General features: G+C 33.8%; 12 protein-coding genes. 5 read left to right on the top strand and 7 right to left on the bottom strand.

Annotation, left to right across the window (positions count from 1 at the left end; genetic code table 11):
- The first annotated feature begins 263 nt into the window (after positions 1–263).
- Positions 264–1,106, top strand: a complete 843-nt coding sequence (gene nadC / locus QNJ66_RS00140; protein ID WP_300501810.1) for a carboxylating nicotinate-nucleotide diphosphorylase — start codon at positions 264–266, stop codon at positions 1,104–1,106.
- A 9-nt stretch (positions 1,107–1,115) separates the two neighbouring features.
- Positions 1,116–2,084, top strand: a complete 969-nt coding sequence (tilS, locus tag QNJ66_RS00145; protein ID WP_300501812.1) for a tRNA lysidine(34) synthetase TilS — start codon at positions 1,116–1,118, stop codon at positions 2,082–2,084.
- 66 nt (positions 2,085–2,150) lie between these two features.
- Here the strand turns inward: tilS and QNJ66_RS00150 are convergent, their stop codons facing one another.
- Both QNJ66_RS00150 and QNJ66_RS00155 read right to left on the bottom strand, forming a co-directional pair.
- A complete protein-coding gene (locus QNJ66_RS00150; protein WP_300501814.1) occupies positions 2,151–2,594 on the bottom strand; it encodes a hypothetical protein in 444 nt (147 codons plus the stop codon).
- A 201-nt stretch (positions 2,595–2,795) separates the two neighbouring features.
- On the bottom strand, positions 2,796–4,349 hold the full coding sequence (locus QNJ66_RS00155; RefSeq protein WP_300501816.1) for a hydantoinase B/oxoprolinase family protein: 1,554 nt from the start codon (positions 4,347–4,349) through the stop codon (positions 2,796–2,798).
- Between the two features lie 280 nt (positions 4,350–4,629).
- Here QNJ66_RS00155 and QNJ66_RS00160 point away from each other — a divergent pair, with 280 nt between their 5' ends.
- Positions 4,630–4,962 (top strand): XisI protein, encoded by a 333-nt coding sequence (locus QNJ66_RS00160; RefSeq protein WP_300501818.1) that lies wholly within the window; start codon positions 4,630–4,632, stop codon positions 4,960–4,962.
- Between the two features lie 13 nt (positions 4,963–4,975).
- On the opposite strand, the gene QNJ66_RS00165 is transcribed toward QNJ66_RS00160, so the two are convergent.
- A complete protein-coding gene (locus QNJ66_RS00165; protein ID WP_300501820.1) occupies positions 4,976–5,185 on the bottom strand; it encodes a hypothetical protein in 210 nt (69 codons plus the stop codon).
- A 15-nt stretch (positions 5,186–5,200) separates the two neighbouring features.
- On the bottom strand, positions 5,201–6,052 hold the full coding sequence (locus tag QNJ66_RS00170; RefSeq protein ID WP_300501822.1) for a restriction endonuclease: 852 nt from the start codon (positions 6,050–6,052) through the stop codon (positions 5,201–5,203).
- A 58-nt stretch (positions 6,053–6,110) separates the two neighbouring features.
- Between QNJ66_RS00170 and QNJ66_RS00175 the strand changes: the two genes are divergently transcribed.
- A complete protein-coding gene (locus tag QNJ66_RS00175; RefSeq protein ID WP_300501824.1) occupies positions 6,111–6,452 on the top strand; it encodes a nucleotidyltransferase domain-containing protein in 342 nt (113 codons plus the stop codon).
- Positions 6,453–6,584: 132 nt separating this feature from the next.
- Here QNJ66_RS00175 and QNJ66_RS00180 read toward each other — a convergent pair whose 3' ends face one another.
- From QNJ66_RS00180 to QNJ66_RS00190, 3 genes are all read right to left on the bottom strand, one after another.
- Positions 6,585–8,690, bottom strand: coding sequence for a hydantoinase/oxoprolinase family protein (locus tag QNJ66_RS00180; RefSeq protein ID WP_300501826.1), 2,106 nt, complete (start codon positions 8,688–8,690; stop codon positions 6,585–6,587).
- A 63-nt stretch (positions 8,691–8,753) separates the two neighbouring features.
- Positions 8,754–9,536 (bottom strand): putative hydro-lyase, encoded by a 783-nt coding sequence (locus QNJ66_RS00185; RefSeq protein ID WP_300501828.1) that lies wholly within the window; start codon positions 9,534–9,536, stop codon positions 8,754–8,756.
- A 97-nt stretch (positions 9,537–9,633) separates the two neighbouring features.
- A complete protein-coding gene (locus QNJ66_RS00190; RefSeq protein WP_300501830.1) occupies positions 9,634–11,517 on the bottom strand; it encodes an ABC transporter substrate-binding protein in 1,884 nt (627 codons plus the stop codon).
- 213 nt (positions 11,518–11,730) lie between these two features.
- Here QNJ66_RS00190 and QNJ66_RS00195 point away from each other — a divergent pair, with 213 nt between their 5' ends.
- Complete coding sequence (locus tag QNJ66_RS00195; protein ID WP_300501833.1) at positions 11,731–12,963, top strand: LL-diaminopimelate aminotransferase; 1,233 nt, start codon at positions 11,731–11,733, stop codon at positions 12,961–12,963.
- Positions 12,964–13,011 lie beyond the last annotated feature (48 nt).

The raw sequence follows: 13,011 nt of genomic DNA on the forward strand, positions 1-13,011 counted from the left end.
AATTTATAACTTGGTTTTATTCTAATAATGCAACCATCCATGATTATTATGAATAATAATCCCAGAGAATAATCGTTATCATCGTTATTTATGGGAGAAAATTGTTAAGTATAATACAGACAAAATGCACTTTGTGCAGGACGGATAGTTGTTTTGTTTATTTTTGTAATGCTCTATATACTTTTATAACAATTTTATAATTTAGTTATCAATTACTAGGGTATGATGAAAAACAGAAAATAACTTGAAAAAATACAACAATTGTGATACCTTCATCATTGATTATTGATCCTTTATTAAAGTCTTGGTTGCAAGAAGACATTGGCCGAGGCGATCGCACAACGGATGGCTTAGGATTGGAGGAAACTGGATCGGGCCACTGGGTTGCTAAGGCTGAAGGGGTTATGGCGGGTTTACCAATTGCTGAGAGAGTTTTTCAATTATTAAATCCCAATATCAAATTTAAACCAACCATAGAAGAGGGACAAAGGGTTAAAGTTGGTCAAGTTGTGGCTAAGTTAAACGGCCCATTAAATGGGTTATTAACGGGGGAAAGAGTGGCTTTAAACCTAGCCATGAGATTAAGCGGTATTGCTACCATGACCCGACAATATACAGAAATTATAGCTGATTTACCAACCCAGTTGGTAGACACTCGCAAAACAACTCCAGGGTTACGGATACTTGAAAAGTACGCTATCCAGGTAGGAGGGGCAAAAAATCACCGTATGGGTTTAGATGATGGGGTGATGATAAAGGATAATCATATCAAGGCTGCTGGCAGTATTCAAGAGGCCATCCAAACTATTAGTCAAACTATTCCCTATCCTCTTACCATTGAAGTAGAAACAACGAAGTTTGAGGAGGTAAAAGAAGCTTTAAAGTATGGGGCAGATATTATCATGTTAGATAACATGAATATAGCATTAATGAAAGAATCTGTTGATTATATTCGGGGGGAAAATAAACAGATAAAAATTGAAGCATCAGGGAATATTACTCTAGATAATCTTCGACAAGTTGCTTTAACTGGAGTTGATTATATTTCTAGTAGTGCGACCATTACTCGCTCAAGTTGGTTAGATTTAAGTATGAGAATTGATTAATTATTAAAAATGTGGACATCTCTTCATGCTAGGGTACATCAAACCCTAAAAGATAGTTTAATTTTGCCTCAAAGAAGTAACTTATTGATTGCGGTTTCGGGGGGACAAGATTCTCTTTGTTTACTCAAATTGATGATAGATTTACAATCAAAATGGGGCTGGAAAATTGCTATTGCTCATTGTGATCATGGTTGGTCTTCTGATTTAGGAATTGCTGACCATGTACAAGAATTAGCTAATAATTGGAATATTCCTTTTTATTTAAAAGTAACTCAGGCAATGAAAGAAACAGAAGCAGTAGCAAGAGAATGGCGATATAAAAGTTTAGTTGAAATAGCAGAAGAACATGAGTTTAGGGAAATAGTAACTGGTCATACTTTAAGCGATCGCAGTGAAACATTATTATATAATTTAATTAGAGGTGCTGGTAGTAATGGACTGGGTGCATTAACTTGGAAACGTCCTTTAAGCAATAATATTAATTTAGTGCGTCCTTTATTAAAGGTTTCTCGGGGGGAAACTTTAGAGTTTTGTCAACAGTTTACTTTACCTATTTGGGAAGATGCAGCGAATGCTAATTTAGATTATGCGCGTAACCGTATTCGTCAGGAATTACTACCTTATTTAAAAGAAAATTTTAACCCCAATGTAGAAACAACTTTATCCCAAACATCAGAAGTTTTAAAGGTAGAATCTGACTATTTAGAAGCAGAAGCAAAGAAGATTTTATTAGGAGCATTAAATAACAATAATTCTAAGTTAAATAGAGATTTTTTAAAAGGTATTCCCTTAGCTTTACAAAGAAGAGTTATACGCCAATTTTTAGCTAAAATTATGGTAACAAAACCAAATTTTGAACAAATAGAAGAAACTGTTAATTTAATTGATGCACCCAGAAAGTCTCGGACTTCTTCTTTTCCTGGTAAAATCATGTTAGAAGTAGAAGAAAATTATATCATCAAAAAAGAACTTAGGTGATTTCTGATAAAGGTTATACTATATGCTCTTCTTGATAAAACTCAAGACTGAAACTCCCAACTTTGATTATCCTATTACACCAAATTTCTCTTCATTCATTTTGATTTCTGTTAAAAATTCTTCTTCAAAACTGGTGATGGTTAAAAACTCAAAGTTGAACAAATAATGATGTTTAAGACCATTTTGTTTGAGGATTCGTTCCTTATTATTATCTGGCAAAAATCTAGGTACTAAGGTGTCAGGAATTGGTTTGTCAAACTGGTAGATAGATAAATAATGTGGAGTATTTAATTGAAAGATTTTTTTAAATCCTTCTAAATCAGTTTGAATATCAAATATCATATGGCGAATAGATAGATTTTTAAATTTAGTTCCTAGAAATTTTAGATCAGTTTGCCACCATTTACTAAGACCTTTTGGTTCAAAACTTTCAATTAAAATGAAAGGAAATTTTGGGTCGAAGATTTCACATAATTCTTCCTTTGATAAACCAGATTTGAGGACTAACATTAATTTGTTCATTAGCAAGAGTTGAATTTAAAGGTAAATATGATAAGAAAAGAAGGACTATTCTGACTTTGATAGGGTGATTATGAAATGTTTTTAGGTTATGTTAGAGGCAGGATAAGCTCATCTCAATAAGGTTTTACGGAAAAAGTAGGGGTGGAGTTTCCCCACCTTAAACGGCGCACAATCACAAAAGTTTTGTTATTATAAATCAGAAGATCCAAACCCTCCACCTCCGGGGGTTTCAATAATAAAATTATCTCCTGAGTCCATTTCTACGCTTGCGGTACTATTTAATATTTCTTCCCTTCTATCCTTCCGTTTTGCCCAATTTTTTCCTACTTTTCCTGGTTCTCCACCAGCTAAACCAAAGGGAGAAATAACCCGATTACTAGACAAAATATTAGCAGTCATAGGTTCTAAAAATTTTATGTTTCTGATAACACCATTTCCTCCAGAATATTGACCTTTTCCTCCACTATTTTCTCTAATTTTAAATTCTTCTACTAACACAGGATAACGAAATTCTAATACTTCTGGATCTGTTAAACGGGAGTTAGTCATGTGGGTTTGTACTGCATCAGTTCCATTAAAGTTAATACCGGCACCAGAACCACCACAAATTGTTTCATAGTATTGATATTTTTCGTTACCAAAAGTGAAGTTATTCATGGTTCCTTGGGAAGCAGCTAACACCCCCAATGCACCATATAAAGTATCAACAATAACTTGAGATGTTTCCACATTTCCTGCTACCACAGCAGCAGGATATTGAGGGTTTAACATACTTCCTTCAGGGATGATTAAATGTAGAGGTTTTAAACATCCAGCATTGAGAGGAATACTATCATTAACTAGGGTACGAAACACATATAAAACAGCAGCCTGAGTAACAGCTTTTGGGGCATTAAAATTACTCTTTAATTGTTCAGATGTTCCCGTAAAGTCAATCGTTGCGCTCCGATTTTCATTATCAATAGTTACTTTAATCTTAATTATCGAACCCTGATCCATTTTGTAACTAAATGCTCCATCAGTTAGAACATCAATTGCTTTTCTAACACATTCTTCTGCATTATTTTGAACAAATTTCATATAAGCTTGTACCGTTTCTAATCCATATTGATTGACCATTTTTTTTAGTTCTTGTACTCCTTTTTTATTGGCTGCAATTTGTGCCTGGAAGTCGGCAATATTTTGATCAGGGTTTCTCGCAGGATAGCAATTATTCGCTAAAATATCTCTGACTTCTTCTTCTCGAAACTGTCCTTTTTTCACCAATAAAAAGTTATCAAATAAGATACCTTCTTCTAAAATTGAGGTAGAATTAGGAGGCATAGAACCGGGTGTTATTCCACCAATATCTGCTTGATGACCACGAGATGCAACATAGAACAAAATCTCTTGATTCTTATCATCAAAAACAGGGGTAATAGCGGTTACATCAGGTAAATGAGTTCCCCCATTATAGGGATTGTTGGATAGATAAACATCTCCAGATTTTAGCTTATTTCTCTTATCTTGAATAAGACTTTTAACACTTTCACTCATACTCCCTAAATGTACAGGAATATGGGGTGCATTTGCGACTAATAATCCTTTTTTATCAAAAATAGCACAGGAGAAGTCTAAACGTTCTTTAATATTAACTGAAGAAGCTGTATTTTGTAGAGTAATTCCCATTTGTTCGGCGATAAACTGATAGAGATTTTTGAAGATTTCGAGGTAAATGGGGTCTGGTTGGGATAGATTTAACATAGTGAATCATAGATTTGAATGATTATTGTCAGTTTAATACTATTTTGAAGTAAGACTCTACTATAATTATATTAGATTTTTCTATACCTATAGTTTTAACTATGCTATATTAAATATGGAGTTTACTATCAATTTTAATGTCTGCTAAAGATATTGTTCATGGGATTGTTAGAGATGATATCTATCATAACTTTTTTCAAGACATCTTTATTCAAAAAGTAATTGATAATTATTCTATTAAATCACTAATAATTAATCCACAACAAGGAGAGATTATCTTATGGAAACCATCACTTATAAACAATTAATTAAAGATATCATTCAAGATTATGCCAATAAACATCCTCAAGATGATGAAATTGAAACACAGATAATTTGTGATACTATTAACAATCATTATTTAGTATTATACGTGGGATGGCAAGGGGAAAAACAGATTTATGGTTGTGCTATTCATGTTGATATTAAAGATAATAAGTTTTGGATTCAACGAGATTTGACAGAACAGGGAATTGCTAGTCAGTTATTAAAATTAGGAGTGTCTAAAGAGAATATTGTTTTAGGATTTCGTTCTCCGTTTAATCGACAATTTACAGATTTTGCAACTCCCTAATCCAGAATTTAAACTAACAATTAATCGGTGTTAGGCGATAAATTTTTGCCAGCTTAGAAGCAGTTTCCAAGTCATTTTGACATAAAGCTAAACGAACGGCATCTAATTTTTCTGCATCTTCAATAGATAAATAAGGCGACCATTCATCATCACTGTAAGTCATCATGACTTCAACTTCAGCCATATATTCTCCTTCATGAATAATTTTAGTTTGAGTTTTCATTAATAACTTAAAAAATTAAATATTTGTAAACCAATCTAGATCAACTTCAATAGACTCAATCATTGTTATTTTAACACCAAGACCCAACTCTTTTAAACGTTGAACCAATTGCTCACCATCTATTAAATCAATGGGTGGTGCGCCGTCTCTTGTTGCCTCTTTAATAGCATCTTTAGTAAACCTTCCAGTTGTTATAAATAAACCTTTATCAGTCCGTCCTTGCATAGCACCTCGAAAATCTCTAATTTGACTTGCCGAGACTGAACCTTGATAACGTTTACATTGAAAGAGAACATGAAAACTTAAAAAGCCATTGATTCGAGCAATACCAACTCCATCAATTCCTCCATCACCAGATTTACCTGTAACTTGTACTTGAATAAAACCAGATTCACGTAATAAACGTTGGGTTAAACGTTCAAAAGCAGATGGTTCTAAAGATAGTAATTTTTTGTGAATTTGCTGATGCCATGAAAGCTCTTCTTCTTCTAAAGTTTCTAAAGTGGTAATATGATTTACTGTTTTTGGAGAGATATCTGTACTTTTATAGGTATCTTGAACTGTCCTAACAATCTCTTTTACATCCATATCATTAAGATTAATAGGTGTTGATACTAAAGACCATACACCACGAGATGAATTTTCTAATAGTCCGTATTGTTTTAAATAGGTTCGACTCCATGCAAGTCTATATTCAACCTCACTTTGTGATGTATTTCCATGAGAGATTTCTAGAATATCGTCTGGTATGTTTAGAAGTTGTACAACTTGCTCGTAAATTTCCTTGTTAGTACCAGAGCCACCTAAAGTATGTAAAGCTTCAAGGGTAGGTAAAATCATTGAGTCGTATGTTGGAACTTCATTCATATAGAAATCTATAATTATATATGACGATATTTACTATTATATAACACATGAAAAAAGTATGGATAAACAAATATTCAATAGACTAAATATTTCACCGTTAGAACTGACTAATTTCTGTCAAGAAAACCATATCCTTCAATTATTGGTATTTGGTTCTGTTCTCAGAGAAGATTTTACCAAAACAAGCGATATTGATTTCCTTGTAGTCTTCGATACGCAAATTAAACTAAGCTTAATTGATTTAGTCGGTATTCAATACAAACTAGAGGAAAAAATTAGACGAAAAGTAGACCTAATTGAAAAACGGTCTATTGAAAATAGTCATAACTGGATTCGTCGTAAAAACATTTTGGAAACTACTACTATTATCTATGAATCAGGACAAATCTTATCTGCTTGATATGGCCAAACTATGTCAAACCATTCTCTGATTAACTTTATAAGGATAAAATTAAGAAATTAAACCAATCAAAAAATAGTTTGGTGACAAACATTTATCACCAAACTAAATCCCTAAAATAAAAGATCACACTTAATAATCATCTTTTTTACTAAGAATTAAATGATTATACTCAGTTAACTTTGCATTCCAATGGGGTTCAACCATAATGGTACTAATCTTTTCAACAATAATAGCTGGCCCTTCAATATTGTCTTGAGGTTGTAATTCTTCTCGTTGAAAAATTGGAGTATCTTGCCATTTATTATCTGTAAATACTGGAACTATTTCTATGGGTTTTGGTAGCTCATTTAAGGGACGAGTACGAGTTATTAAAGGTTCATCCGGACTATCCATAATTTGAATAATCTCTACAGAAATTGATTCTAAAATAAGCATTTTTTGGGGTTGAGTGAAACCATATCTTAACTGATGTTCTTCTGCAAAACTTTTTTGCATCACTGTAACATCATCGGCAAAGTCTACTGATAAAGTGGAGTCAGTTCCTTGATATTTTAAACTGACTTTAAGGACAATTTTTTCTCCTTTAATAGATTCATGTTCATCGAGTTCTTTTCTAGCTTGATTTTCTAATATATTAATGACTGATTTTAACTCAGAAACTAAGTCTTGATTCAAAGGTTTTTCAATGGCACTTTCTTTAATAACTCTGATATCAGCTAAACCCATTCCATAAGCACTTAAACCACCAGCATAAGGATGAAGAAATACGGTTTTAATTCCCAAAGTATCAGCAATTAAACAAGCAACTTGACCCCCTGCTCCTCCAAAGGTACATAAGGCATAATTAGTGACATCATAACCTCGTTGTAGGCTAATTTTTTTGATAGCATTAGCCATACTTTCTACAGCAATTTTAATAAAACCTGCTGCAATTTTTTCAGGTGTATTTTGCTGATTAGTACCTTGATAAATTTCTTGAGATAGTTTGATAAACTTAGCATTAACTATCTTTTTATCTAACGGTAAATTACCCTCTTTTCCGAAAATATGAGGGAAATATTGAGGCTGAATTTTTCCTAGCATAACGTTAGCATCAGTGACAGCTAAAGGACCACCCCGACGGTAACAAGAAGGGCCTGGGTTTGCTCCTGCGGACTCTGGCCCTACTTTAAAAGTAGCACCATCAAACTTTAAAATAGAACCACCACCGGCAGCAACGGTGTGAATACTTAATACTGGAACTCGCATTCTCGCACCAGCTATTTCATTATCTAGTTGTCGTTCATATTCCCCTTTAAAATGTGCTACATCGGTAGAAGTTCCTCCCATATCAAAGGTAACAATTTCTTTGAAACCTGCTCTTAAACTGGTTTGTACTGCACCAACAATTCCACCAGCAGGGCCAGATAAAATACTGTCTTTCCCTTGGAATTTATGAGCATCAATTAATCCTCCATCTGATTTCATGAACATCAATTTTGTGTTAGGTAATTGACTAGAAACTTGATCGACATATCGCCTTAAAATGGGAGATAAATAAGCATCAACTACGGTTGTGTCTCCTCTAGAAACAAGTTTCATTAAAGGACTAACTTTATGGGAAATAGAAACTTGAGTAAAACCGATATTTTTAGCGACTTCTGCCACTTGATTTTCATGTTTCGGATAACGATAACTGTGCATCAAAACAATGGCACAGCTTCTTATTCCTTGGTCATAAATTTGTTGTAAATCTTGTCTAACTTTTTCTAAGTTTACAGTAATTAACTCATTCCCATTACTGTCATATCTTTCTTCTACTTCAATCACTGATTCATACAACATTGAAGGTAAAATTATTTGACGAGCGAAAATATTAGGGCGGTTTTGATAACCGATTCTCAGTGCGTCTTTAAATCCCTTTGTTATTAATAAAACCGTGCGATCGCCTTTCCTTTCTAGTAACGCATTTGTAGCAACAGTTGTCCCCATTTTTACTACTTCTATTGTTTCGGTTGGGATGGGTTGATTATCAGCAAGACAGAGTATATTTCTAATCCCTTGAATGACAGCATCTTGATACCTTTCTGGATTTTCTGAAAGTAATTTATAGACAACTATCGATTGTTTTTTAGGCAAAGTAACAATTAAATATTGTTCTGTTTTTTGGGATAGTTTTTTGATGATTTCTGCATCATTAATCAGCGCAATAATATCGGTAAAAGTTCCACCACGATCTACAAAAAATTTACTCATTTTCTTGATTGATTCTCTTTGAATTGACACTAAAATAACTTCTATTGGTGTTGAAAAAATTGGCTAATTTGCTTTGATATCTGTAATAAACATATGTCCTGGTGAGTGAGTAATAGCAAACTCAACCCCACTATTCCTAATAGCTACTTGTGGTGTTACTCCGCACGCCCAAAATACTGGTACTTCGTCATCATTAATGCTAACAGTATCCCCAAAATCAGGCTGATTAATGTCACTAATCCCAATTGTTTCAGGAGATCCAAAATGAATGGGTGCGCCATGAGCATTAGAAAATTTACTGGTAATTTCCACCGCTTGAATTGCTTGAATTGGAGTTAAAGGACGCATAGAAACAACTAAATTTCCTGCAAAATTTTCAGCAGGTTCACAAGGAATATTAGTAATATACATGGGAACATTTCTGCCTTCTTCAATGTGTCTGACTGGTAAATTTGCTGCTATCATTGGTGCTTCAAAACTGAAACTACAACCAAGCAAAAAAGCAACAAAATCATCCTGCCAATAGTTGAGAAGATCAGTTACTTCTTCCACTAATTCCCCATTTTTAAAAATACGATATAGAGGTAAGTCTGTCCTTAAATCTGCTCCTGGAGCGACGATTTTTGGTTCTGAACTGCCTACATCGGTTACATCCAAAACAGGACAAGGTTTAGGATTTCTTTGACAAAAAAGTAAAAAATTGAAGGCTAATTTTTCAGGAAGAATAACCAGATTAGCTTGTAAATAGTTATCACATAAACCAGTGGTAGGTCTGACAATTTCTCCTGTTCTAAACAGTTCACGAACTTCCTGGGGTGTTGATGTTTGATTTGGAAAACTATTCATTGATGTTTACTCTTTGAATTTGGTTCATATTGTTAGAGTAACAAGTCTTCAAAGACTTGTCTGCTATAACTATAGGGAATATTAACTATAAATATAGTTAAACAATATTCCATTCCCATTCTTGTCTGTTTTGATTAAAGTTAATTTTAACAATTTCTGTAGGAGGATTAAGGCGATCGCCATTTTCTGAAAATTGTATTTGACCAGTTACTCCATTAATTATTTCTTGATTTATCTTCAAAAAATTATTCATATTTGTTGCTAATTCTTGATGATTATTAATGGGGTATCTTTCTAAAGTTCTAAAAACAGTTAACACAGCATCAAAAGCAGTCGCACTTCTCCAAGTTAAGTTATTTTCTCCCCATAGGTTGCTTCCAAGTATACAAAAGTTTTGTGCTATATGATTATTACTATTAATACCATTACTATTACTATTAAAATGCCAAGGTATACAAGCAATAATATTTCTGTTTTGATTTTCAATTAATTCTAGTTGATGGAGTTCATCAATCCAATTAATAACATTTTCTTGATAAAAAGTTGCTGAACCTGCAATCAAACAATGATTGACATTTAGCCTGCTAATAAATCCCGTATTCTTCAGCGAATTAGGTTCAATTCCACCATCAGGAATCAGAAAGATAATATTAACATTATTTTCTGTTATTTCAGTTAAATAGGGGCGAATTTGATTATGACTATTCCCCAAATTAGGATAATCATCTACGTGGTTAAATATACCTTTATTTTGTTGTAAAGCATCTTCAATTGTCTGTTTATAAGACAAACTATAGCTACTATTTTGATTATAAATAATAGAACTATTTTGAGGGACACTATTTGTATAAATTGTAGTCAAATGATCGACTAAGTTTCTAGCAGCAATACTATCTTGAGTTGTTAGTCGATAAAAGCTTAATTGTTCTGCTGTTGAGAAATTAGAAAGTTCATTAGATGTACTACTAAAATTCAGTAATACCATGCCATGATTTGCATAGATAGTTATTGCTTGTCTTGTCATTTCTGAAGAATAATGACCTAACACAGCAATAATATTTAATTCTGAAGATAATTCACATAATCTTTCTGCTGTTCTATTAGTAGGGAAATGGATGTTATTTTGTTCATTAACAATCAGAATTTTAATAACTATTTTTTGGTGATTATTATTGAGTCTAAAAAATGATTCCTCAAATTCATATATATATTCTAAGTCTGGTAATTGTTGATAGATGGAATAATTGACATAGGACTGTATTTGAGAAATTCCTCTTAAAATTTCAGTAGCAACTTTACCTTGATTATGATAAAAAGGAACAACAACAGCTAATGTAGAAACTTTAATTTTTTGTTCTTCTAAGTTGTTTTTATATTTTTCAATTAAGCAATTATTTAAGTAAATCAAAGTTTCTGGATTACCTGAACCATAACTTTCTCTCTCTATATTCCAAGCTGATACAAAACAGTGAAATGCTTGATAAAATAAACCCCTTTGATAAAAGTTTGTTGCATCAATTTTATCCTGAACTATATCTTGACTTCCTGAAAAGATAAAAAATTGATTACCTATACTACCTTGAAAATTATCATAATTCAGTTGAGGAGGAGGATTAAGTTTATAATTGTTCTGAGGATCAAGTAAAAAGTTTAATATTTTAGCCCACTCTCCAGCAATTTCTTCTTGATAAACACCCATTAATTTTGCTATTCTAGGATAAATATTCTTAGAAAGAGGATCAGCAATATCTTGGGATAATTTTTTTTCTCTTTTAGCTTTGTCTTTTATTTTTTGACGGGTATGACCTAACAAAATTTGAGCTACTTCTTTACGGGAATTTCCTAATAAATATAAACCAATAATATCCTCACGAAATTCATCAAATACTCCTGAATCAGTGATTTCATTTAATTTCTTTATAAATAAATCAATATCGATGTTTAATATTTCAAGAATTTCTTGTCTGATTTTTGTTTTCATTGATTAACTCACTATTCTCATTAGGATAATGCAATCATAATCAAACTTATTAACTAAATCACTGATGAGTATAGACATTTTTTCTATAACCATAGCAGCAAGAAATTTTCATTAGCATTGCTTCATCGTTGCAGAGAAGATTTTAGTTAATCTTAAAAATTCAGGCCACAAACCAGAGTAAGCTAAATAAAGGCAGTTGTAACGACACAAAATATGGCAACCATTAACGATAACTATCTCAAACTAAAAGCAGGATACCTCTTCCCCGAAATAGCAAGACGGGTAAACACCTTTGTCGAAAGTAACCCCGATGCCAAAATCATTAAACTAGGTATTGGGGATGTCACCGAACCCTTGCCCGAAGCTTGTCGCACTGCTATGATCAAAGCCGTAGAAGATATGGGCGATCGCAGTAGCTTCAAAGGCTACGGTCCAGAACAAGGTTACGGTTGGTTACGGGAAAAAATCGCAACCCAAGACTTCCAAGCTAGAGGCTGTGATATAGATGCCTCCGAAATATTCGTCTCAGACGGTGCAAAATGCGACTCAGGCAACATTCTCGACATTTTTGGCAAAAATAACAAAATTGCTGTAACTGACCCTGTATACCCCGTTTATGTAGATACCAATGTTATGGCCGGCCATACAGGGGAAAACAAGGACGGAGAATATGAAGGTTTAGTGTATTTGCCCATCAGTGCAGATAACAACTTTCTTGCAGACATCCCCACAGAAAAAGTTGACCTCATTTATCTCTGTTTCCCCAACAACCCCACCGGTGCCACAGCAACAAAAGAGTATCTCAAAGCTTGGGTAGACTACGCCAAAGCCAACGACTCCATTATCTTTTTTGACGCTGCCTACGAAGCCTTTATCACCGATGACAGTTTACCCCATTCTATCTACGAAATAGAAGGAGCCAAAGACTGTGCCATCGAGTTCCGTTCCTTTTCCAAAAATGCAGGGTTTACCGGTACTCGTTGCGCGTTCACTGTCGTTCCCAAACAGTTAACCGCCAAAGCAGCCGACGGATCTGAGGTAGAATTATGGAAACTGTGGAACCGTCGCCAGTCCACCAAATTTAACGGCGTTTCCTACATTGTGCAACGGGGTGCAGAAGCAGTCTATTCCGAAGCAGGAAAAGCCCAAATCAAGGCATTAGTTGACTTTTACCTCGAAAATGCCAAAATCATCTGTGACAAGCTTACTAGCGCAGGTTTTGAGGTGTATGGTGGGATAAATGCACCTTATATCTGGTTAAAAACCCCCCATAACCTCTCTAGTTGGGATTTCTTCGATAAACTCTTACAAACTACCAATGTGGTAGGAACCCCTGGATCTGGTTTTGGAGCAGCCGGAGAAGGTTATTTTCGTATTTCTGCCTTCAACAGTCGGGAAAACGTAGAAGAAGCCATGAAACGCATTACAGAGCAGTTTAAAGCTTAAATAGTTTGGTGGGCAATGCCCACCCTACAGAGTTATTCTTGAGAAGTA

The sequence above is a fragment of the Crocosphaera sp. genome, from assembly GCF_030064895.1.
Taxonomy (GTDB): domain Bacteria; phylum Cyanobacteriota; class Cyanobacteriia; order Cyanobacteriales; family Microcystaceae; genus Crocosphaera.

Coding starts and splice junctions, on each gene's coding strand:
- tilS (WP_300501812.1), top strand. CDS start 1,116: ATGTGGACATCTCTTCATGCTAGGGTACATCAAACCCTAAAAGATAGT.
- QNJ66_RS00150 (WP_300501814.1), bottom strand. CDS start 2,594: ATGTTAGTCCTCAAATCTGGTTTATCAAAGGAAGAATTATGTGAAATC.
- QNJ66_RS00155 (WP_300501816.1), bottom strand. CDS start 4,349: ATGTTAAATCTATCCCAACCAGACCCCATTTACCTCGAAATCTTCAAA.
- QNJ66_RS00160 (WP_300501818.1), top strand. CDS start 4,630: ATGGAAACCATCACTTATAAACAATTAATTAAAGATATCATTCAAGAT.
- QNJ66_RS00165 (WP_300501820.1), bottom strand. CDS start 5,185: ATGAAAACTCAAACTAAAATTATTCATGAAGGAGAATATATGGCTGAA.
- QNJ66_RS00170 (WP_300501822.1), bottom strand. CDS start 6,052: ATGAATGAAGTTCCAACATACGACTCAATGATTTTACCTACCCTTGAA.
- QNJ66_RS00175 (WP_300501824.1), top strand. CDS start 6,111: ATGGATAAACAAATATTCAATAGACTAAATATTTCACCGTTAGAACTG.
- QNJ66_RS00180 (WP_300501826.1), bottom strand. CDS start 8,690: ATGAGTAAATTTTTTGTAGATCGTGGTGGAACTTTTACCGATATTATT.
- QNJ66_RS00185 (WP_300501828.1), bottom strand. CDS start 9,536: ATGAATAGTTTTCCAAATCAAACATCAACACCCCAGGAAGTTCGTGAA.
- QNJ66_RS00190 (WP_300501830.1), bottom strand. CDS start 11,517: ATGAAAACAAAAATCAGACAAGAAATTCTTGAAATATTAAACATCGAT.
- QNJ66_RS00195 (WP_300501833.1), top strand. CDS start 11,731: ATGGCAACCATTAACGATAACTATCTCAAACTAAAAGCAGGATACCTC.